General features: G+C 58.2%; 23 protein-coding genes. 16 read left to right on the top strand and 7 right to left on the bottom strand.

The window, feature by feature from the left end; genetic code table 11:
- Nucleotides 1–67 precede the first annotated feature (67 nt).
- The 3 genes from lipA to GOB82_RS03145 all read left to right on the top strand — a co-directional run bounded on the left by lipA (nt 68) and on the right by GOB82_RS03145 (nt 2,047).
- Nucleotides 68–1,042: a lipoyl synthase gene (lipA, locus tag GOB82_RS03155; protein ID WP_166119422.1), complete on the top strand. Its 975-nt coding sequence runs from the start codon at nt 68–70 to the stop codon at nt 1,040–1,042.
- On the top strand, nt 1,042–1,518 hold the full coding sequence (locus tag GOB82_RS03150; protein WP_166119419.1) for a type II toxin-antitoxin system RatA family toxin: 477 nt from the start codon (nt 1,042–1,044) through the stop codon (nt 1,516–1,518). The genes lipA and GOB82_RS03150 overlap by 1 nt, the downstream gene beginning before the upstream one ends.
- 139 nt (nt 1,519–1,657) lie before the next feature.
- Complete coding sequence (locus GOB82_RS03145) at nt 1,658–2,047, top strand: hypothetical protein (protein ID WP_166119416.1); 390 nt, start codon at nt 1,658–1,660, stop codon at nt 2,045–2,047.
- A gap of 111 nt (nt 2,048–2,158) precedes the next feature.
- On the opposite strand, the gene GOB82_RS03140 is transcribed toward GOB82_RS03145, so the two are convergent.
- The 4 genes from GOB82_RS03140 to GOB82_RS03125 form a co-directional block, all read right to left on the bottom strand.
- The gene (locus GOB82_RS03140) at nt 2,159–2,674 is read right to left on the bottom strand and encodes a CinA family protein (protein ID WP_166119414.1); all 516 of its coding nucleotides are present in this window, start codon (nt 2,672–2,674) and stop codon (nt 2,159–2,161) included.
- Between the two features lie 5 nt (nt 2,675–2,679).
- Nucleotides 2,680–3,168, bottom strand: a complete 489-nt coding sequence (locus GOB82_RS03135; RefSeq protein WP_166119412.1) for a phosphatidylglycerophosphatase A family protein — start codon at nt 3,166–3,168, stop codon at nt 2,680–2,682.
- Complete coding sequence (locus GOB82_RS03130) at nt 3,165–4,979, bottom strand: lytic transglycosylase domain-containing protein (RefSeq protein WP_265794037.1); 1,815 nt, start codon at nt 4,977–4,979, stop codon at nt 3,165–3,167. The genes GOB82_RS03135 and GOB82_RS03130 overlap by 4 nt, the downstream gene beginning before the upstream one ends.
- Before the next feature lie 282 nt (nt 4,980–5,261).
- Nucleotides 5,262–5,879, bottom strand: a complete 618-nt coding sequence (locus tag GOB82_RS03125; RefSeq protein ID WP_166119408.1) for a YjbE family putative metal transport protein — start codon at nt 5,877–5,879, stop codon at nt 5,262–5,264.
- 159 nt (nt 5,880–6,038) lie between these two features.
- Between GOB82_RS03125 and purB the strand changes: the two genes are divergently transcribed.
- The 9 genes from purB (at nt 6,039) to GOB82_RS03080 (ending at nt 12,841) form a co-directional block, all read left to right on the top strand.
- The gene (gene purB / locus GOB82_RS03120) at nt 6,039–7,388 is read left to right on the top strand and encodes an adenylosuccinate lyase (RefSeq protein ID WP_166119405.1); all 1,350 of its coding nucleotides are present in this window, start codon (nt 6,039–6,041) and stop codon (nt 7,386–7,388) included.
- Between the two features lie 133 nt (nt 7,389–7,521).
- Nucleotides 7,522–8,289 (top strand): phosphoribosylaminoimidazolesuccinocarboxamide synthase, encoded by a 768-nt coding sequence (purC, locus tag GOB82_RS03115; protein ID WP_166119403.1) that lies wholly within the window; start codon nt 7,522–7,524, stop codon nt 8,287–8,289.
- 28 nt (nt 8,290–8,317) lie between these two features.
- The gene (gene purS, locus GOB82_RS03110; protein WP_166119401.1) at nt 8,318–8,560 is read left to right on the top strand and encodes a phosphoribosylformylglycinamidine synthase subunit PurS; all 243 of its coding nucleotides are present in this window, start codon (nt 8,318–8,320) and stop codon (nt 8,558–8,560) included.
- Nucleotides 8,557–8,928, top strand: a complete 372-nt coding sequence (locus GOB82_RS03105; RefSeq protein WP_166119398.1) for a Rap1a/Tai family immunity protein — start codon at nt 8,557–8,559, stop codon at nt 8,926–8,928. Before purS ends, GOB82_RS03105 begins: the two co-directional genes overlap by 4 nt.
- Entirely contained in the window at nt 8,925–9,626 is a 702-nt protein-coding gene (gene purQ, locus GOB82_RS03100) for a phosphoribosylformylglycinamidine synthase subunit PurQ (protein ID WP_166119396.1), read from the top strand. The genes GOB82_RS03105 and purQ overlap by 4 nt, the downstream gene beginning before the upstream one ends.
- Entirely contained in the window at nt 9,623–11,821 is a 2,199-nt protein-coding gene (gene purL, locus GOB82_RS03095) for a phosphoribosylformylglycinamidine synthase subunit PurL (protein ID WP_166119393.1), read from the top strand. Before purQ ends, purL begins: the two co-directional genes overlap by 4 nt.
- A gap of 26 nt (nt 11,822–11,847) precedes the next feature.
- Entirely contained in the window at nt 11,848–12,078 is a 231-nt protein-coding gene (locus GOB82_RS03090; protein WP_166119390.1) for a BolA family protein, read from the top strand.
- A gap of 39 nt (nt 12,079–12,117) precedes the next feature.
- Nucleotides 12,118–12,456, top strand: coding sequence for a Grx4 family monothiol glutaredoxin (grxD, locus tag GOB82_RS03085; protein WP_166119387.1), 339 nt, complete (start codon nt 12,118–12,120; stop codon nt 12,454–12,456).
- 73 nt (nt 12,457–12,529) lie between these two features.
- Nucleotides 12,530–12,841, top strand: a complete 312-nt coding sequence (locus tag GOB82_RS03080; RefSeq protein WP_166119385.1) for a hypothetical protein — start codon at nt 12,530–12,532, stop codon at nt 12,839–12,841.
- A gap of 60 nt (nt 12,842–12,901) precedes the next feature.
- On the opposite strand, the gene GOB82_RS03075 is transcribed toward GOB82_RS03080, so the two are convergent.
- Nucleotides 12,902–13,318: a YraN family protein gene (locus GOB82_RS03075; protein ID WP_166119382.1), complete on the bottom strand. Its 417-nt coding sequence runs from the start codon at nt 13,316–13,318 to the stop codon at nt 12,902–12,904.
- A 32-nt stretch (nt 13,319–13,350) separates the two neighbouring features.
- On the opposite strand from GOB82_RS03075, the gene cls reads away from it, so the two are divergent.
- On the top strand, nt 13,351–14,778 hold the full coding sequence (gene cls / locus GOB82_RS03070) for a cardiolipin synthase (protein ID WP_166119380.1): 1,428 nt from the start codon (nt 13,351–13,353) through the stop codon (nt 14,776–14,778).
- A 29-nt stretch (nt 14,779–14,807) separates the two neighbouring features.
- Here cls and GOB82_RS03065 read toward each other — a convergent pair whose 3' ends face one another.
- The gene (locus GOB82_RS03065; RefSeq protein WP_166119377.1) at nt 14,808–15,512 is read right to left on the bottom strand and encodes an endonuclease/exonuclease/phosphatase family protein; all 705 of its coding nucleotides are present in this window, start codon (nt 15,510–15,512) and stop codon (nt 14,808–14,810) included.
- Nucleotides 15,509–16,600: an AI-2E family transporter gene (locus GOB82_RS03060; RefSeq protein ID WP_166119723.1), complete on the bottom strand. Its 1,092-nt coding sequence runs from the start codon at nt 16,598–16,600 to the stop codon at nt 15,509–15,511. Before GOB82_RS03060 ends, GOB82_RS03065 begins: the two co-directional genes overlap by 4 nt.
- A gap of 204 nt (nt 16,601–16,804) precedes the next feature.
- Here GOB82_RS03060 and GOB82_RS03055 point away from each other — a divergent pair, with 204 nt between their 5' ends.
- The 3 genes from GOB82_RS03055 (at nt 16,805) to metC (ending at nt 19,813) form a co-directional block, all read left to right on the top strand.
- Nucleotides 16,805–17,677 carry a helix-turn-helix domain-containing protein gene (locus tag GOB82_RS03055; RefSeq protein ID WP_166119375.1) on the top strand — a complete coding sequence of 291 codons (873 nt, stop codon included), beginning with the start codon at nt 16,805–16,807 and terminating at the stop codon, nt 17,675–17,677.
- A gap of 75 nt (nt 17,678–17,752) precedes the next feature.
- Complete coding sequence (locus tag GOB82_RS03050) at nt 17,753–18,598, top strand: sulfurtransferase (protein ID WP_166119372.1); 846 nt, start codon at nt 17,753–17,755, stop codon at nt 18,596–18,598.
- A 3-nt stretch (nt 18,599–18,601) separates the two neighbouring features.
- Complete coding sequence (metC, locus tag GOB82_RS03045; RefSeq protein ID WP_166119370.1) at nt 18,602–19,813, top strand: cystathionine beta-lyase; 1,212 nt, start codon at nt 18,602–18,604, stop codon at nt 19,811–19,813.
- Nucleotides 19,814–19,816 lie beyond the last annotated feature (3 nt).

Genomic DNA, 19,816 nt, shown 5'->3' with positions numbered 1-19,816 from the left:
TTACCTTGACCCGGAGGAAAGAGCGTTCCAGTCCTTCTTAACCCGGAGTGTGGGAGCGGGCGATATCATGTCTACACGCGTCTTGATTGATCATCGGAATGGGGGGGCGAGCAAAATGCGCCATCCCGAAAAGGCACACCGGCCCGATAATCCGATTGCCCGCAAACCCGAATGGATCCGCGTTAAAGCGCCAACGCATCCTGTTTATCACGAAACACGCAAGCTGATGCGTGATAACCGTCTGGTGACGGTATGTGAGGAAGCGGCGTGCCCCAATATTGGCGAATGCTGGTCCCAGCGCCACGCCACCATGATGATCATGGGGGAAATCTGCACGCGCGCCTGCTCTTTCTGCAATGTGACAACGGGCCTGCCGCACGCTCTGGATGCAGATGAACCCGCCCGCGTGGCGGAAGCCGTGGCAAAGCTCGGGCTGCGCCATGTGGTGATCACCTCGGTGGACCGGGATGATCTTGAGGATGGTGGCGCACGGCATTTTGCCCGCGTGATCCGCGCGATCCGGGATGCGGCACCTGAGACAACCATTGAAATTCTGACGCCAGACTTTTTACGCAAAAACAATGCGTTGGAAGTTGTTGTTGAAGCACGACCTGATGTTTTCAACCACAATCTGGAAACCGTACCCCGCCTTTACCCGAGCATTCGCCCGGGTGCGCGGTACTATCAGTCCATGCGCCTTCTTGACCGTGTCAAACAGCTTGACGGGTCAATCTTCACCAAATCCGGCCTGATGCTGGGGCTGGGAGAAGAGAAGATGGAAATTGCTCAGGTCATGGATGATCTGCGTATTGCAGATGTAGATTTTATTACGATGGGCCAGTATTTGCAGCCTACAGTGAAGCACGCGGCGGTTGCCCGGTTTGTCAGCCCCGCGGAGTTTGAGGAGTATGGCGCCATGGCCCGCGTCAAAGGGTTTCTTCAGGTCAGCTCCAGCCCGCTGACCCGCTCATCCTACCATGCGGATTCTGACTTTGCCGAATTGCAGAAAACCCGCAATGCCCGTCTTGCAGGAGCAAACTGATGCCTAAACACGCGGAAAAGCGTGTTCTCGCGTATCGGGCGGATCAGATTTTTGATCTCGTGGCGGATGTCGGGCGTTACCCGGAGTTCCTGCCATGGTGCGTCGCCGCCCGCGTGCGCACCCGCACGGCCACGGAACTGGTGGCCGATCTGACTGTCGGGTTTGGGCCGTTCCGGGAAAGTTTCACCTCACGCGTCACCCTGAACCGGCCGGACTCCATTACGGTCCAGTATGAAAAGGGGCCGTTTCGTTACCTCAAGAACCTCTGGAAATTCACGCCAGACGAGCATGGGTGTCTGGTCGAATTCCTTGTCGATTTTGAATTTCGCTCCCGTATCCTTCAGGCTGCCATCGGCGTTGTGTTTGGTGAAGCCGTGCGCCTGATGGTTTCAGCCTTTCTGCGCCGCGCACGGGATGTGTACGGGCCGCCTGAAACGGTTTTTGTACGGCCGGAAGAGCGTCAGGTCGCGCAGTAGGCCGGGCAGGCGCTCTTCACATGGACGTTCAAAGTATTTCAGCTTGTTGTTTCGGCGTGTAATTTTCTATACATTACAGTTCTGTTGGAAAATTGCTTTTTGTAAAAGCAGTTCAGCATTCGGATAAGGACTGATGAGTATGAAAAAATTCTTTGCCGCGACAGCACTCGTTTCCGCCACACTGGTTGCGAGCCCGGTTTTCGCTGCGCCGCATCACGGCCACAAGCATGCAATGCACTGCTCTGGCACGAAATGTGGTGCTGCTGGAGACTCCACCACGGATGACCTGAACAACCAGAGCCTGTCCGCCGCCCAGCGCGCCAATGCTCCGGCTTTCGCTGCCGCTCCGACCGCAACAGCTCCTGCTGTCACCGTTCCGGGCGCGACGGTTGGCGTTCCGGCTGCCGGTACGGGTATGACCGCTCCTGCTGTTCCGACTGCTCCTGCAATGCCGAATGTTACGGCTCCTGCTGCCCCGGCAATGCCGACAGCAACTGTACCGGCCAATGCTCCGGTTGCTGGTCAGTAAGTAGCCTACTGCCTTGAGGGTGCGGGCCTCCCGCACTCTGAAAGCGCCAAGAAAAACGCCAGAGGGCAGGGCCTTCTGGCGTTTTTCTGTTTTCAGGCCTTTCGGCTGACGTCAGGAGAGCCTTTGCCTGACCAGATAGAGGGCGTGGCGCGCGGCCTGAGAGCGCACATCTGTCCGCCCGCCCTTGAACACTTTGGCTTCCGCCAACACCTCACCGCCTCTTACCGCAGTTCCAAACCAGACCAGCCCCACAGGTTTCTCCGCAGAGCCGCCACCCGGCCCCGCAATACCTGAGATGGCAACAGAGTGCGTGGCATCTTGCGCGATGCGCAAAGCCCCCACAGCCATTTCCCGCACTGTTTCGGCACTGACAGCACCGAACGCACTCAGAGTGTCCTTTCGCACGCCAAGAACACTTTGCTTCATGCTGTTTGAATACGTGACCAGCCCGCCTTCCATCACATCGGAAGAGCCTGCATGTTGTGTCAGCAAGGCCGCAACCAGCCCGCCTGTGCAGCTTTCAGCCGTAACCAACTTCCCGCCGGAACGCCGCAGCGCCGCCAGAAGGTCTCCTGACAGTCGAACAAGATCGGCCTCATCAGCCTCGACCAGAAGGGAGGTGTCCATATGTTCTACCCCCTGCAAGGCCGGATATGGCGCGCAACCAGACGCCCTGCGCCAATACAGGCTGCCGCCATGGCTCCAGCGACCAGATCATCCCCCATGATCCCGGTCGCTCCATGTTTGCGGTCCAGATAGCCCACAGGGCCGGGCTTCCTGATGTCAAACAGGCGGAAGAGAGCAAATGCCAGCAGGGAAAAACCCACGCTTTTTTTCACGGAAGCAGGGTCTTCAGCATTTTCTGGCAGGCAGGCCAGCAGGCTGACCCACATCCCTGCGACTTCATCAATCACAATCCAGCTATGATCCTCACCCTCTCCAGCCCGATCAGCCGCCCACCAGCCCGCAAGGGTTACACACCCGATTGCCCCCACCAGCATGCGGGGGCGCTTGAGGAGAGGGAGGCCCAGAAGGAGCGCCGCCAGAGAGCCCACGGTGCCGGGAGCACGCGGCGCCAGCCCACAGCCACCAAAGGTTGCGAGAAAACGGGCAGGTGTCATGAGTGTTTCCTCATAGCCGCATAAATCGTCATGTTTTCCCATACCCGCTGAACGTAGTTTCGCGTCTCCGAGAAAGGAATGCTCTCAATCCAGTCAATCATCTCGGCTTGGGAGGCACCACTCCGGGCGGGATCTCCCGCCGCGGCAAGCCAACGGTTCAGGCGGGTCGGGCCGCCATTATAGGCAGCCGTCATATACGGCACGATATTCCCGAATTTATCCTGCAGGTAAGACAGATAGGCCGCGCCAAGCGCCATGTTGTTTTCCGGATCATGCAGGCCGGATGCTGTCGCGGCTGACGCCGGAACACCGGCTCTCCCGACCATGTCACCTGCCGTGGCGGGCTTGAGCTGCATCAGCCCGATGGCGTTGGATGAACTGACAGCGTCGGGATTGAAATTGCTTTCCTGCCGTGACAGCCCCAGAACCAACCCGGACGGCAGGGATGTTGCGGGCGGCTTATAAGCAACAGGCCAGCCGGAATGCAGCAGGAACACGCCGTTACGGCCCGCCTGCCGTGCCACGGTAACGGCCACATCCGGCAGACCAAGGCGCATCGCCAGATCAGAAAGCGCCACCCGGTCGGACATGGAAACCAGCTGCTGCGCAAGCAGCATCAGAAAATCACGCGCATGCGGCTTGTCTCCCCAGGACACAAGCAGCTGCGCCGCCTGAGCCAGATCACTCCCGGCAAGGCGATTACCGCCAGATGCTGGAGCCTGATCCCGCTGCGCCGCCAGAGCCTGCGTGACGCCCGCAGGAATATGGTCAGGCGCCAGCAATGTGGCCTCATCCCCGGCAAGTTGCGCTGCGGCCATCTGCCCATAGAAGGTGCCCGGATAACTTGCGGCTTTCCGCCAGTCCGCCTGCGCGGATGCGGTGTCCTGCGCCGCCTGACGGGCGCGCCCGAGCCAGTAAAACCCACGGCTTCTGGTAATAAGAGACGGAGAGTCCGCCAGCGGCCTGAAAAAGACCTCGGCCTGTGTAGGGTTATGCAGCTTCTGCAGCGCGATCCAGCCACTCAGGAATTGCGCATCAAGCCGGTTGGCCCCGGTCAGGGTCGTGTCATTGGCCAGATACAGCGCATCGTCATTCTGGCCGGCCTGCACAAGGTCACGCGCCAGCGCATCGCGCTCACGCCAGAAAGCGGGGTGCCGCGCTTCTGCCTCGGCCCGCACCCCGGCACTTTTCCAGAGCGCCACGGCCTCGGCGTCCCGCTTTTGTATCCGCAGCCAGCGCAGATGATCCAGCGTCAGATACGGGTCAGCGGCCTCAGAGGAGGGCAGGGAGGCCGCGAGTGCCTCAGCCCCGGCATCATTGGCGCGGAAGGCAAGGCGGGCCTGTGCCTGCGCTTGTCGGGAGCCACCCAGATACGGCACGGTCTGCCGGGCTGCAGAAAGCAGGCCTGCTTTTTCCTGCCGGTTAAACCTCAGCCACGAGGCCTCCTGCGTCACGGCCTGCGGGAACGCCGCTGCCAGAGCTGCCGCGGCAGAGGGGGCATCATTCCCATTCATCCACCCTTGCTTAGCTTCCGCGGCAAGATGGCTGGAAAGCCCGGAATCCGAAGCGCCCAACTGGTTCTGGCACTGCGCCAGAGCGGGGCCGTACGTCAGGGCTTGTGCGCACAGGCGCGCCAGAACGGCAGGATCTGTCTCTTTTGACAGAGCCTGCTGCATATGCGTCTGCAAAAGCTGCCAACGCGGCCAGACGGGGCGTGTTTTCAGAAAATCAGCATATTCCTGCGCGCTGGCATGATGGGAGCCCACCAGACTGAGCCAGACTGTCAGGCGCTCTGAAACCGAACCAGACACGGCAGTTTGCCCGGCAGGCGCAGACCCCTCCTGCGGCTCCATCGCCACAGGTGCGGGTGACGAGGCTGAAGGAGCGGTCCCTGACGGAGAAGAACAGGCGCTCAGGAGCAGAAAAGCCAGCGGCAACGCAGCCCGCTGACCCCATGCGGAGAAATGTGAAACTGACATTCCCGAAAGATCAGCGATCCCGCAGGCGCTGGCAAGTCCATGATCCGTCAGCGGCGGAAAAACTTTGGCCGCAAACCTTATCGCAAACTTTGCCTCACACCGTGGTGCCGCAGTTCAATGCGCGACGGGCAGATGTGTCCAGACCTCACCACCACCCTTGGCAATCAGTTCAACAGCCACAGCCAGAACAATCAGCAGGCCAACCCACGAAATCCATTTATACCGGTCCAGCAAACGGGCAATAAAGGTAGCCGCCACCCCCATCAGCAGGATCGAAAGCACCAGCCCGGCCACCAGAACCGCAGGATGCTCCGCCGCGGCACCGGCTACGGCCAGAACGTTATCCAGACTCATGGAAAGGTCGGCCAGAAGAATGCGGAACACGGCCTTGCCAAAGCTGGAAGGGGGCTTTCCGCCCTCTGCATCCTCATGCTGCCCGGCCCGCATCTCGCAATACATCCGCCAGCAGACCCACAGCAGCAAAAGCCCCCCCGCCAGGGTCAGGCCGATAATCTGCAAAAGCTGTACGGCCACCAGCGCCATCAGAATACGAATGACAGCCGCGAGTGTGATGCCAACAAAAATGGCTTTCCGGCGCTCACTGGCGGGCAGGGAGCGCACCACCAGCCCGATAACAACAGCATTATCTCCTGCCAGTGTGACATCAATCATCACAACCTGCAGAAAGGCAAACAGCGCATTCAGGCTGAAACCATCCAGAAAACCGTGCACGAAAACTCCGATTCGAGAAACTGAAGCAGAACGCTAAAGGCCCTGAGCATCCTGAAACAGGGCCGGGTGTCAAAGTTTTCTTGTTTCACGGGCAGACGCGCCGCAGGAAATCAGGTAGAGAAGCCCGCATCATTCCGCTCGCAGGAGGAACACCGCGTTATGGTGCCGCGCTATACCCGTCCCGTCATGGCCGCTATCTGGTCGCCTGAAAATCGCTACCGCATCTGGTTTGAGATTGAAGCACTTGCCTGCGAAGCCATGGCTGAATACGGCGCAGTGCCCAAAGAAGCCGCAAAAGTCGTGCGTGAAAAGGGTGATGCCGCACTGGCCGCCTTCTCCGCTGCCGATCTGGCCCGCATTGATGAAATTGAAGCGGAAACCCGGCATGACGTGATTGCCTTCCTGACCTGGCTTGCTGAAAAAGTTGGTCCGGAAAGCCGTTTTGTTCATCTTGGCATGACATCGTCCGATATTCTGGACACCTGCCTTGCCGTGCAGTTGACGCAGGCGACCGATCTGCTGCTGAAAGACCTTGATGAGGTTCTCGAGGCCCTGCGTGCGCGTGCGTTTGAACACAAACACACCCTGACCATTGGCCGCAGCCACGGCATTCATGCCGAGCCCACCTCTTTCGGCCTCAAGCTTGCCGGGCATTATGCCGAATTCGTGCGGAACAAGACGCGCCTTGAAGTCGCCCGTGAGGAAATCGCCACCTGTGCCATCTCCGGCGCAGTAGGCACCTTTGCGCATCTCGACCCGCGCGTTGAAGCCTACGTGGCCGAACGGCTGGGCCTGAAGCCCGAGCCCGTTTCCACTCAGGTTATCCCGCGTGACCGTCATGCAGCCTATTTCTGTGCGCTTGGTGTGATTGCCAGCGGCATTGAACGTCTGGCCATTGAAGTGCGCCATCTGCAACGCTCGGAAGTGCGGGAAGCGGAAGAATTCTTCCACAAGGGCCAGAAAGGCTCTTCCGCCATGCCGCACAAGCGCAACCCGGTGCTGACGGAAAACCTGACGGGCCTCGCCCGCCTTGTGCGCTCCGCCGTGATCCCGGCGCTGGAAAACGTTGCCCTGTGGCATGAGCGCGACATCAGCCACTCTTCCGTTGAACGCAACATCTGCCCGGATGCCACAATCGGGCTGGACTTCGCGCTCTCACGCCTTTCAGGCATGATGAGCAAGCTGCTGGTCTACCCGGAGCGTATGGCAGCCAACATCGAAAGTCTTGGCGGCGTTGTGCATTCCGGTGAGGTGCTGCTGGCTCTGGCTCGCGCCGGCCTCTCCCGTGAGGATGCCTACCGCATTGTCCAGCACAACGCGATGGAGACATGGACGAAGCTCGGAACCCCCGAGGGCCGGACATTCCGCGAAAATCTGGCGGCTGACCCGGAAATTTCGGGCCGTATTCCGGCAGACGTTCTGGATGCCGCCATGGACAGCCGCCAGCACCTGAAGGCGCTGGATGGCCTGTATCAGAAAGTATTCGGGGAACCCGGCCCGGCTCTCTGAGCGGGGTCAGCCCTATATCTTCCACGTCCGAAGCCTGCTATGACGCGTCTGAAGAAGGGAAGGCTGGTTTCAGTGCTTCCCCAGACCGGTTGCAGGGATCGGTTTTCAAGTTTCAAGACAGGTAAGGATGCCCATGGCCCGTCGCCGCCAGCTTTATGAAGGTAAAGCCAAAATCCTTTTTGAAGGTCCGGAACCCGGCACCCTTGTGCAGTATTTCAAGGATGATGCCACGGCAGGAAACGGTGCCAAAAGCGGCGTCATTACCGGGAAGGGCGTGCTGAACAACCGCATCAGTGAACATCTGATGCTCCGCCTGCAGGAAATCGGCATCCCCACCCACTTCATCCGCCGCATCAACATGCGTGAGCAGCTGGTGAAGGAAGTGGAAATCATTCCGCTTGAAGTTGTGATCCGCAATATTGCCGCGGGCAGTATTGCCAAACGCTTTGGTATTGAGGAAGGCACCCGTCTGCCCCGTACCATCGTGGAATTTTACTACAAGAATGACGAGCTGGGAGATCCGCTTGTCTCTGAAGACCATATCATCGCGTTTGGATGGGCCTGCCTGCACGATCTGGAAGACATGACCTCCATGGCCATGCGGGTGAATGACTTCCTGTGCGGGCTGTTCAGCGGTATTGGCATTCAGCTTGTAGACTTCAAACTTGAATTCGGCCGCTCCTGGGAAGGGGACGACATGCGGATTGTTCTGGCGGATGAAATTTCGCCCGATAACTGCCGCCTGTGGGACACCCAGACCAACGAAAAGCTTGATAAGGACCGTTTCCGCCGCGACCTGGGCAATGTTCGGGAAGCGTATCAGGAAGTTGCCCGCAGACTGGGCATCCTGCCCGAAGCAGGCAATGGCGGAGACATGAAGGGTCCGGAGACCATGCAGTGACCATGCCGACAGCAACGGGGGCTTTATCATGAAAGTACGTGTAACCGTCATGCTTAAGGAGGGTGTGCTTGACCCGCAGGGGAAAGCCATCGGCCACGCATTGCACACACTGGGGTTCCCGGGCGTGAACGACGTCCGGGTTGGCAAGATTATCGATCTGGATGTTGATGGCACGGACCGTGCCGCTGTTCAGAAACAGGCTGAAGACATGGCGCGAGATCTTCTGGCCAATCTGGTCATTGAAGATTTCACGGTGGAGGTGCTGGGATGAAGCGTCTTGCCCTAATCGCCCTTGGCGGCGCGCTGCTTGCCCCCACACTGGCGCATGCGCAGCGTATTTCCCCCATGCAGACCGGCAATTTCGTGCGGATCTGCACTCGTGCGGCCGGTGCCAGCCTGTGTGATGCCTACATCACTGGTGTGGCGGATGCCGTGGCACTCTCCAAAATCAATGACCGCAATGAAGGCGACCCGGCAGCACCCGCAGGCTTTTGCGTCCCGACTTCAGAAAATGGTGCCGCCATGCGCGTCAAGGTGATGGCATGGCTGAAAGACCATTCTGATGCGATGTCCAAGCCTGTGGGCGAGAGCGTCTTCAAGGCTCTGCATGACTCCTATCCGTGCAGTGCAAAAAAATGAAAGCAGCCATTGTTGTTTTCCCGGGCACCAACCGTGAGCGCGATATGGCTATCGCGCTGCGGCGTGTTACCGGGCATATGCCCCGTATGGTCTGGCACCATGAAACTGACCTGACGGGGCTTGATCTGGTCGTGCTGGCGGGTGGATTCAGCTATGGGGATTACCTGCGCTGTGGCGCCATGGCGGCCCATTCTCCCGTCATGACGGAAATCCGCAGTTTTGCTCAGAAAGGCGGCCATATTCTGGGGGTCTGCAACGGCTTTCAGATTTTGACGGAAGCAGGCCTCCTGCCGGGTGCCCTTCTGCGGAATGCCAACCTGCGCTTCCTCTCCCAGGATTGCCATCTGCGGGTGGAACGGGCTGATACGCCCTTCACCCACAAATGGAAAAAAGGGGACGTGTTCCGCGCACCCATGGCGCATGGGGACGGAAACTACACGGCGGACCAGAATACTCTGGACCGGCTGGACGGCGAGGGGCTTGTGGCCTTCCGCTATGCCGCACCCAACGGGCAGGTTGTGGCGGAAGAAACCGCCAGCAATCCCAATGGCAGCGTGAACAGCATTGCGGGCATTCTGAGTGAAAACACCCGTATCTGCGGCATGATGCCTCATCCGGAAGATCTTGTTGACCCCCTGATGGGCGGTGTGGATGGTCTGCCGCTGTTTGAAGGTCTTGTGGAGGCTCTTGTCCGGTGAAAAAGACCGTTGATGAATCTCTGGCCCGGGAATTCGGGCTGACGGCTGAAGAATATGCACGCGTCGTCTCCATCATGGGCCGGACACCGAGCCTGACGGAACTGGGCGTGTTCTCGGTCATGTGGTCCGAGCATTGTTCTTACAAATCCTCCCGCAAATGGCTGCGTACGCTGCCCACCACAGCCCCTTGGGTTATCCATGGTCCGGGTGAAAACGCCGGTGTGGTGGATATCGGGCAGGGCTATGCGGCCATCTTCAAGATGGAAAGCCACAACCACCCGTCCTTTATTGAACCCTATCAGGGCGCTGCCACAGGTGTTGGCGGGATCCTGCGTGACGTGTTCACCATGGGTGCCCGCCCGATTGCCAACCTGAACGCCCTGCGTTTCGGTAACCCGGAAACACCCCGGACACGCCAGATTATTGACGGCGTTGTGCGCGGGATTGGCGGATACGGCAACTGCGTGGGTGTGCCGACCGTAGGCGGGGAAATCAATTTCCACCCGGCCTATGATGGCAACCCGCTAGTCAATGCCATGACGGTCGGGCTGGCCCGTAAGGACCGGATTTTCCTCTCCGCTGCGGCGGGTGTCGGGAACCCGGTTGTTTACGTTGGCTCCCGCACCGGGCGTGATGGCATCCATGGCGCCACCATGTCCTCTGCCGAGTTTGATGAAAACGCCCTGGCAAAGCGCCCGACCGTACAGGTGGGTGACCCGTTCATTGAAAAACTGCTGATTGAAGCCTGTCTGGAACTGATGGCAACGGATGCCATCGTGGCCATTCAGGACATGGGGGCCGCGGGCCTGACCTCTTCCGCCGTGGAAATGGCCGGGAAGGGGGGTGTCGGGATCGAACTGGATCTGGATGCCGTGCCGCAGCGTGAACCGGGCATGACAGCGTATGAAATGATGCTGTCCGAAAGCCAGGAGCGCATGCTCATGGTGCTCAAACCGGACCGGACGGACGTTGCCCGCAAGATTTTCGAGAAATGGGAACTGGATTTCGCCATTATCGGGCATCTGACGGAAACCGGCCATATTGTGGTGAAACACAAGGGGCAGGTGGAAGCCGACATTCCTCTGGACCCGCTGGCGGATCAGGCTCCGGTTTATGATCGTCCGGCATCTCAGCCGGTCGTGCCTGAACCGCTCGGCCCGGTTCATGCCCCGCTTTCTCTGGATGAGATGCTGATCAAACTGATCGGCTCGCCCGATCTCGCTTCCCGCGCATGGGTGTGGAACCAGTATGACAGCACGGTTGGTGGCCAGACGGTCCGCCGTCCGGGTGCGGCTGATGCCGCCATTGTCAAAATTGAAGACACATCCCTGGCTCTGGCCATTACAACCGACTGCACACCGCGTTACTGCCACGCAGACCCCAAAACCGGGGGCGCGCAGGCCGTGGCGGAAGCATGGCGCAACATTACCGCAACCGGCGCCCGCCCGCTGGCTGTGACAGACAACCTCAATTTCGGAAATCCGGAAAAACCGGAAATCATGGGGCAGTTTATCGCAGCGATTGAAGGCATGGGGGATGCCTGCCGTGCGCTGGATTTCCCGGTCGTGAGCGGCAACGTGTCTCTCTATAACGAGACACGCCAGCCGGACGGTTCAACTCTGGCCATTCTGCCCACGCCCGCCATTGGCGGCCTTGGTGTGCTGGATGACGTGGAAAAAGCCATTGGTCTGGGCATGCAGGACGGCAAAGCCGTGGTTCTGATCGGGGAAACCCGTGGGGAACTCGGCCAGTCCATCTGGCTGCGGGAAATTCTGGGCCGTGAAGACGGACCGCCGCCGCCGGTCGATCTTGCCGCCGAAAAACGGAACGGGGATTTTGTCCGTAAGGAAATCCTGAATGGCACGGTTTCCGCATGCCATGACATTTCCGATGGCGGTATCATGGTCGCTGTTGCGGAAATGGTGATGGCAACCGGAACAGGCTGTGAACTGGAAAGCCCGGACAGCGGCATTCGTCCCGAAGCCTTCTGGTTTGGGGAAGATCAGGCCCGTTATCTGGTGTGCGTGGAAAATGCTGCGGATTTCTGCGCCAAAGCGGCAGAAGCCGGGGTTCCGGCACGTGTGATCGGTCATTCTGGCGGCAATGAATTGATTTTGCCAAGTGGCGTCACAATATCTGCTGCACGGCTCGTGAGCGCGCATGAGGCCTTCTTTCCGGCCCTGATGACGCGCTGAGTAACTGAAAAAGGGATCTGTAAGCCATGGCGATGACCGCCGCTGAACTTGAGACGTATCTTCGTCAGGCTTTTCCCGATGCCCAGATCAGAATTGATGATCTGGCCGGGGACGGTGACCATTATTCCTGTTCTATCGTGAGTGAGGCGTTCAAGGGCCTCACCCGCGTCAGGCAGCACCAGCTTGTCTATCAGGCCCTGCAGGGCCACATGGGCGGCAAGCTGCACGCGCTTGCTTTACAGACGTCTACGCCCTGAGCGGCGTATTTTTCCGCTTTTTTACAAGGATTCAGGTTCATGTCGGAAACTATCAAACAGCAGATTCAGAACGAAATTGATACCAACCCGGTCGTGCTGTTCATGAAGGGTGATGCCGACTTCCCGCAGTGCGGCTTTTCTGCCCGTGTGGTGCAGATTCTTGAGCATGTGGGCGTTCCGTTCAAATCTGTGAACGTTCTGGCCGATGCCAGCATTCGTCAGGGCATCAAGGATTTCTCAAACTGGCCGACCATTCCGCAGCTTTATGTCAAAGGGGAATTTGTTGGCGGGTGCGATATCGTGACGGAAATGTACCAGGCGGGTGAACTGCAGGCGCTTCTGAAAGAAAAAAATATCGCTCTCACGGCGGCTTCCTGATTTTTTAAGTTGTCAGACAATTCACGGTCTGTGTAGTCTGACAACAGGACAAACAGGGGTGGGAAAGTTTTTCATGATGCGTCTTCCATTTGTGCGCTGCGCCTTCGCTTTTGTTGGTTTGAGCGCTGGCGTCTTTTCCTTGAATTCTTCAGCGCACGCGGAACGCGTTATTTCTGACCTGGAAGCCAGCAAGCTGACGTTCGCGTCTCTTACGGCTGCCCCCGCCCCGGTTGTGCATGTTCGCCGCGTAAGTCACGTGGTGCGTGTCAGCCACCAGCAGGCCGCACCGTCACGCAGCGTTGCACGTAATATGGTGCATCTAGTCACCTTCCGCCCTGCGAAGCACGCAACAGTGCATCTCACCGCGCGCCGCCATCGCACCTGAGCCACTCAGGCCTCTGTAGAGTCTTTTAGAAGCGCGGTTCGCTCAGGCACCGCGCTTTTTCTACATCTGGCGAATAACGTCCTTAACCCAGTGAATGGCATGCTGTTCATCAACAGCCATCAGGTCAAACCGCAGGTCCTCATATGACCATTCCGGGTGCGCTGCCAGCAGGCACTCCGCTGCCCGAAAAAGGCGCTTTTGCTGGCAAACCGCCAGACACTCGGTTGCATCACGAAGAGTCTTGCGCTTTTTTACTTCCACAAAACAAATCAAATTGCCTTTGCGCATAACAATATCAATTTCGCCACGGCGCGTACGGGCTCTTTTTAATAGAATAGACCACCCTTCTTTCGTACAAAAGGCGCTGGCGGCGTCTTCAGCACTCAGGCCGTCCCGATAAGCATTTGCCCCACGTATCTGCCGGGCAAACTCTACCGGCGCTGGCACGTTCCTGAATGTGTCAGGCTTTACGGCCATATGTTTATTCCTTTTTGGAAGCACTGCACCACATGACGTTTGATACCCTGCCGCATCTTTCCCTCCTGACACTCACGATCATTCGTTTTGTGCTGGTGACAGGTGTCGCACTGCATATTCTTCTTACAAAACGGAACACGTCCTCAGCAATCGGCTGGATTGGCATTTGCATTCTCATGCCAGTTTTGGGGACAGTGCTCTACGTCATGTTCGGAATCAACCGCGTGCGCCGGTTGGCAAAAAAATTGGTGCGTGGCCGCTCATCCCACCGGTTTGAAGACTCACACAGCTCCTCATGGAACAGGGAACTGGATGGGCAGTTTGCACCGCTCGCCCTGATGGTGGGCAAGCTGACCAGCAGACCACTGGTGGGGGGCAATACCATCACCACCCTGCATGATGGAGATGGTGCCTATCCTCACATGCTCCAGGCTATTGATAATGCGGAGCACAGTGTTCTGCTCTGCTCCTATATTTTCCGGAATGACCAGATTGGCGGAGAGTTTATTGAAAAGCTGATTGCCGCCCAAAAACGCGGCGTGCAGGTACGTGTTCTGGTTGATGGAATTGGAAGCGGTTATTTTCTCTCTCCCGTCTACCACAGGCTCAGGCGGGCAGGGGTTCCGTGCGCGCGCTTCATGCACTCCCTGCTCCCCTGGCGCATGCCCTTCATCAATCTGCGCAACCATCGGAAAATTCTGGTGGCGGACGGCAAGATCGGATTCATGGGAGGCCTGAATATCGGTGATGAAAATCTGGTTTCCAGAAACCCGCCATCCCCCGTTTCCGATACACATTTCATGCTTGAAGGACCGGTGGTGAAGCAACTGGCTGAAGCCATTGCGTGGGACTGGTCTTTCGCGACGCAGGAAACGCTGGAAGGGGACATCTACTTCAAGGAGCATAAGAGCACGGGAGAGTCCGTCGCACGTATTGTGACAGCGGGGCCGGACACAGACCTCGAAAAAATTGAATATACCATGCTGCAGGCCGCGACTCTGGCTCGCCGGCAGATCAGACTCATGACCCCGTACTTCCTGCCGGGGTCACGCCTGATGGCTGAACTGGGTCTTGCGGCGCTGCGCGGCGTTCAGGTGGATGTGGTGATCCCCCTGAGAAGCAATCATCTGCCGCTGGACTGGGCATGTGCCGCCAATATTGCGCCCTTGCTGGATTCAGGCGTGCGGGTCTGGTGGGTAAACCCGCCCTTCAATCATTCCAAGCTGATGGTAGTAGACCGGGCATGGTCATTTGTCGGGAGCTCCAATCTCGACATCCGCAGCCTTCGGCTGAATTTCGAGATCAATCTGGAGACCTATGATGTCGTGATGGCCGAAACTCTGGATGACTTTATCTGTCGGCACAGAAACCGCCGCCTGACCCATCATGATCTCGACAAACGCAACAAGCTGATCCAGATCCGTGATGCCACAGCCAGACTGTTCATGCCCTACCTGTGAACGGCGGGCATGCATTTTCGCCCAGGTCTCTATGATGCAACAGCGGCCAGAACCCTGATATCGGGCCGGAGACTGACAGAAATCGGTCGGTGATCAGACGCAAAAACCGGCAGGACTCTTGCGTTCAGGCAGGTCATGCCTTCCACCAGACACCGGTCAATCCGTAATGGCACCATATCCACCATCCGGTGCGTCGGCGCTTTAGGCCCGACATCACGGAAGCCCGGCACCATTGTGGGGCCGACCAGATTAAAGTCTCCCAGAATGGCGCAGGGCGCATGCAGCAGAGCCGCGATACGGCGCAACTGCCGCCGGTTCAGCACCTGCCCGTGAGACAGATGCACATTGGCCAGAGAAAATGCTCCGTAATCAATGATCTGCGCATGCCGCTTCACCATGGCGCCGGACGGAATGGTGCAGGCCCGCGGCGCGCGGGCAAATGGTGTCAGGCTCCAGCAGGCAGGACCATGTATGCGGCCGGGCAGGGGAGCGCGTGCATAAAATCCGCCCACCAGATCGGGCAGAACATCAATTTCAGCCGTTGCTTCCTGCATCAGGAGGATATCGGGCTTTTCCGCTTCGATCAGCGCAATGACATCATGCACGGTCGCCCCTGTGCGGCGCAGCAGGTTCCAGCTGATGATTCTGGTGCAGTCCTGCTCTCCCTCTGTCATGCGATGAAGAGCATTTTTCCGACGGTGGCCATCAATGAGACGGAGAAAATGACGCCTCATGTAGGCAGTCTCCTTTGATCTTCAGCAGGAGTATGGGAAGGCTGCTCCTCTGCTGCAAATTCCACAGTAAGCGTGTATCCCACGGCCAGAAGAATAGGCCCCAGAAAAATACCCAAGCCTCCAAAGGCCATCACGCCGCCAATAACACCCAGCACCGTCAGGAGGTAAGGCAGCTTGCTGCCGCGCGCGATAAAGAGCGGGCGAATAATATGATCAGCCCCGGAAATAAGCAGAAGCCCGTAAAGGAGCAGAAATACACCATTCCAGACGTGATGCTCCGCCAGCAGCCACAGCGCGGCCGGAACCCAGACAAGGGGCGCGCCAATGGGCAGTACCGCCAGAAAAGCCGCCAGAACACCAAACATGACGGGCTCTGCCAGATTGGTCAGCCAGAAACCGATCCCGGTCAGTGTTCCCTGAATAATGGCCGTGCCCAGAATGCCGTAAACCGTGCCGCGCACCGTACCGCCGATAATATGCAGGTGTCGGCCCGCGTGCGGACCGGCAATGCGCGTTATGACGGCCTTGAGCGTATCCCCAAGAGAAGAACCGCTCAGCCAGAAAAAGAACGCAATGAACAGCGCCATGACCAGATGCAGCGCACCATTCGCCACCTGCATGAAGAGCACCAGCAGGGACTGGATGATGTCTCCCGCATAGGGCCGCAGACTGGCCCCGAGGTGATCAACATCATGGCTCCAGTGCTGCCACTGATTGGCCATATCCTGCCCGACCATGGGCAAACCTGCCAGCCAGGCGGGGGGAGGGGGAAGCTCGTGGGAAAAGCTGAACAGGGTATTCAGGCGCTCCGCCCAGCGCGGGCTGGCCGCGATAGTGGTTGACGCCAGAAACGCCAGCGGAATGACAAACCCGACAGCGCACAGGCATGTCATGATCAGGCTGGCGGCTAGGGCGTTCATGCGGCGGCGCAAATACTGGAAAACAGGCCACGTCGCGTATGTCAGCACGCCAGCCCACAGGATGGCTGATGAGAAGGGCGCAAGGACAATAATGCACCCATAGGCAATGCCGCCCAGCAGCAAAGCGAGCATGATACGTTCTGTCGTCAGGGTCAGGCCATCCATCATGGGATCAGTAAACCACGGATCCGGCCCTTTGTCTGGTGCCTTGAAGCATTGTCTGTACCGTAAGGCAGGCATACAGAATCCCGCGCCTTATTCTGGCATAGCACCGACACCACGAGACTTTACAATGTGTTAATTAACGTATTATTAACGACATAATTAATAAATGTTTTTTTCATGCCCTACGTATTCATGAAGGTGAAAGCTATGGCCGCAGTCACAATGCATCTTGGTGAAATCGGTCAGCAGTTAAGGGCTTTTCGCCTTGAATCCGGTATGCGTGCTGATGAAATTGCCACCCGTCTGGGCGTTTCCCGCGCGGCTCTTTATCGTTATGAAAAAGGAGAAGTCATCAAGCTGGATACCGTCCAGCGGCTGGCTGAGCTTCTCAAAATCTCTCCTCTTACCCTTCTGGGGGTAGGATTCGATTATTACAACTGTCCCAACAGGTTTTTTGAAAAACTTACCGCACTTGAAAGTGATGTCCTGCAGAGTCTCCAGATCTGTGACCCCATCTGCTATCAGGTGACGTCTCCTGCTTACGATGTCATCCTGCAGGAAGCGCATACCAGCCTTCCTGAACAGAAAGAAAACGCTGCCCCTGCCATTCTCACACAGGCAAACCGCCGCGCTCTTTATAACCAGCGCAAGCCCTCCATTATTTCCATGCTCCCTGAAGGCTTGGTCGTTGAGTTCCTGAGGCAGGGGGTAGGGGCTCATGTGCCCATGTCCGAAACACTGCGCCAGAAGGCGCGTCAGGTCGCGGTTCAGGAAATCCGGAACATCATAACCCTGATGGATTCCGTCCCGATGGGTTTGCAGTTCAGTGTGATTCCGGAGAATATGACGGTCACACCGTGCATTTACATGCGCAAGAGTGAGCAGGTCGTTGTTGCCATCAATCCGTTCCGGTCTGACTGCTGCCCTGCCTACACGTCCGGTGTGGCCATGATCACCGCCTCTCCGGAAGCGGTTCTCACGCACCAGCGTATGCTTGAGTCCCTCTGGCAGACGTCCCTGAAAGGACAAGACGCCATGGAACGCCTCAAAACACTGGTTGCGCAACACGGGGCAGTCTGAACACGATACCTTTATGGCCTGACTTGCGTTACCCTCAGCGCTTCCGTCTGCCGCCATAAGGGTTAAAGCCAGACCATGTCTCCGCTGATTACCGTAAAAGACCTGCTCCTCCTGCAAAAAAGCACCGCTCCCCTGTGTGTGCTAGATGCCACGACCCTCCTGCCCGGAGAAACACGCGATCCGGAAGAGGCGTTTCAGGCAGCGCATATTCCCGGCAGCCAGCGTTTTGATCTTGCGGCGTTTTCAGACCCTGAAAGCACGCAGCCCCATACCGTCCCCTCAGCGGCACGCTTCGGGAATCTGTTTGGCTCTCTGGGCATAACCCGTTCAACACACGTGGTTTTTTATGATCAGGGCAATACCGCCTCGGCCTGCCGTGGCTGGTGGATGGCCAGACTGTTCGGGCATGATACGGTTCAGGTTCTGGATGGGGGGCTCCCTGCCTGGCAGCACGCAAACCTTCCTGTCGAACAGGGCACTCCGAACAAACCTTCCCCCCAGACCTACCTTTGCCAGCCCCACTTTTCCCGCCTGAAAGGGCTGGGAGATATGCTGGAGATTGTTACCGGTGCGTCACGCCCTGTTCTGGATGCACGCTCCGCCGCCCGTTTTTACGGGCAGGCTCCTGAACCGCGCCCCGGTCTGGCATCTGGACACATGCCGAACGCCATCAACATTCCTCACAAAACCCTGCTGGCAGAAAACGGACAATTTCTGCCGGCCGACCATGTCAGGCAGGTTTTCCTTGAATCTGGCCTGCCGGAAAACAAGCCAGCCGTAACAACCTGCGGGTCCGGCATGACTGCCTCCGTGCTCAATGTAGGTCTCGCGCTGGCGGGTTTTGACGAAGGGGCGCTTTATGACGGATCATGGGCGGAATGGGGTGCAACGCCAGACGCCCCTGTGACAAAAGGATACTGACGCATGACATCCGCCATCAATGTCGCAGGGGGGTGGGACAAGCTCTCCTCCACACTGACCCGTCTGGCCAGACCCGAAGCCGCCCCCGAAGGCGTACCTGTCAACATGCCCATGACGCGCGGCTCCACCGTGCTGTTTCCCACGCTGGAAGATATGCGCCGTCAGGGCCAGAAGCGCTTTGATCATGCCTATATTTACGGCGCCATGGGCACACCGGTGCAGCATGAGCTGGAAAAGGCCATTGCCGTCATTGAAGGTGGAACAGACTGTCAGGTGGTTTCATCCGGCCTTGCCGCCTGCACAACGCCTCTTCTGGCGTTTCTGAATGCAGGTGAACACTGCCTGCTGCCAGACTCCGTCTATAACCCCACCCGCCGTTTTGCGGATAGCGTGCTCAAGCGCTTTGGGGTGGAAACAACTTATTACCCACCCTGCGCCTCGGCCGAGGAACTGAACCGCCTGATGCAGCCCAACACGCGGGTGCTGTTTTCAGAAAGCCCGGGCAGCCATACGTTTGAAGTGCAGGATGTGCCCATGCTCGCAGGCGTTGCACACGCTCATGGGGCGAGGTTGATTATGGACAACACGTGGGGCTTCGGCATTTTTGCCCCCTTTGCCCATGGCGTGGATGTGTCCATTCAGGCGTTGACCAAATATCCTTCCGGCCATTCCGATGTCGTTGCCGGAGCGGTCACGGTTGCAAAACAGGAAGACTGGCATCTGCTGCGGGATACCGCCATCCAGCTTGGCCAGCTCGCCGGGCCGGATGACTGCTGGCTGACCTTGCGTGGCCTGCACACAATGGGTGTGCGGCTGGCGCATCAGGCTCGCGCGGCCCTACAGATTGCCCAGTGGCTGAAAGACAGACCAGAAGTGGCGCGGGTATTGCACCCCGCTTTTCCGGAATGCCCCGGCCATCTCTTCTGGAAGCGCGACTTTACGGGCGCTGGCAGCCTTTTCGGCTTCATCCTGAAAGACACATTCAGCCAGAACGCCATGGAGGCCATGATCAACGGGCTGAAGCTTTTTGGTATTGGTGCCTCATGGGGAGGCTATGAAAGCCTCGTGCTGCCAACCAGCAAAAGCATCACGCGCAATTTTCCGCCCGCAGAGGCGGAAGGCCCCTCCATGCGCCTGCAAATCGGGCTTGAAAACCCGGATGATCTGATTGCTGATCTCGAACAGGGGCTGGCCCTGCTAAAAGCGCATGGATAACCG

The sequence above is a fragment of the Acetobacter farinalis genome (assembly GCF_011516935.1).
In the GTDB taxonomy this organism is placed as follows: Bacteria; Pseudomonadota; Alphaproteobacteria; order Acetobacterales; family Acetobacteraceae; genus Acetobacter; species Acetobacter farinalis.
This window is presented reverse-complemented; position numbering and strand designations above follow the sequence as displayed.

Coding starts and splice junctions, on each gene's coding strand:
- GOB82_RS03060 (WP_166119723.1), bottom strand. CDS start 16,600: ATGATGGATGGCCTGACCCTGACGACAGAACGTATCATGCTCGCTTTG.
- metC (WP_166119370.1), top strand. CDS start 18,602: ATGACATCCGCCATCAATGTCGCAGGGGGGTGGGACAAGCTCTCCTCC.
- grxD (WP_166119387.1), top strand. CDS start 12,118: ATGTCGGAAACTATCAAACAGCAGATTCAGAACGAAATTGATACCAAC.
- GOB82_RS03055 (WP_166119375.1), top strand. CDS start 16,805: ATGGCCGCAGTCACAATGCATCTTGGTGAAATCGGTCAGCAGTTAAGG.
- GOB82_RS03075 (WP_166119382.1), bottom strand. CDS start 13,318: ATGGCCGTAAAGCCTGACACATTCAGGAACGTGCCAGCGCCGGTAGAG.
- GOB82_RS03090 (WP_166119390.1), top strand. CDS start 11,848: ATGGCGATGACCGCCGCTGAACTTGAGACGTATCTTCGTCAGGCTTTT.
- GOB82_RS03105 (WP_166119398.1), top strand. CDS start 8,557: ATGAAGCGTCTTGCCCTAATCGCCCTTGGCGGCGCGCTGCTTGCCCCC.
- GOB82_RS03150 (WP_166119419.1), top strand. CDS start 1,042: ATGCCTAAACACGCGGAAAAGCGTGTTCTCGCGTATCGGGCGGATCAG.
- purB (WP_166119405.1), top strand. CDS start 6,039: ATGGTGCCGCGCTATACCCGTCCCGTCATGGCCGCTATCTGGTCGCCT.
- GOB82_RS03065 (WP_166119377.1), bottom strand. CDS start 15,512: ATGAGGCGTCATTTTCTCCGTCTCATTGATGGCCACCGTCGGAAAAAT.
- GOB82_RS03080 (WP_166119385.1), top strand. CDS start 12,530: ATGATGCGTCTTCCATTTGTGCGCTGCGCCTTCGCTTTTGTTGGTTTG.
- lipA (WP_166119422.1), top strand. CDS start 68: ATGTCTACACGCGTCTTGATTGATCATCGGAATGGGGGGGCGAGCAAA.
- GOB82_RS03050 (WP_166119372.1), top strand. CDS start 17,753: ATGTCTCCGCTGATTACCGTAAAAGACCTGCTCCTCCTGCAAAAAAGC.
- purS (WP_166119401.1), top strand. CDS start 8,318: ATGAAAGTACGTGTAACCGTCATGCTTAAGGAGGGTGTGCTTGACCCG.
- cls (WP_166119380.1), top strand. CDS start 13,351: ATGACGTTTGATACCCTGCCGCATCTTTCCCTCCTGACACTCACGATC.
- purQ (WP_166119396.1), top strand. CDS start 8,925: ATGAAAGCAGCCATTGTTGTTTTCCCGGGCACCAACCGTGAGCGCGAT.
- GOB82_RS03145 (WP_166119416.1), top strand. CDS start 1,658: ATGAAAAAATTCTTTGCCGCGACAGCACTCGTTTCCGCCACACTGGTT.
- purC (WP_166119403.1), top strand. CDS start 7,522: ATGGCCCGTCGCCGCCAGCTTTATGAAGGTAAAGCCAAAATCCTTTTT.
- GOB82_RS03135 (WP_166119412.1), bottom strand. CDS start 3,168: ATGACACCTGCCCGTTTTCTCGCAACCTTTGGTGGCTGTGGGCTGGCG.
- GOB82_RS03140 (WP_166119414.1), bottom strand. CDS start 2,674: ATGGACACCTCCCTTCTGGTCGAGGCTGATGAGGCCGATCTTGTTCGA.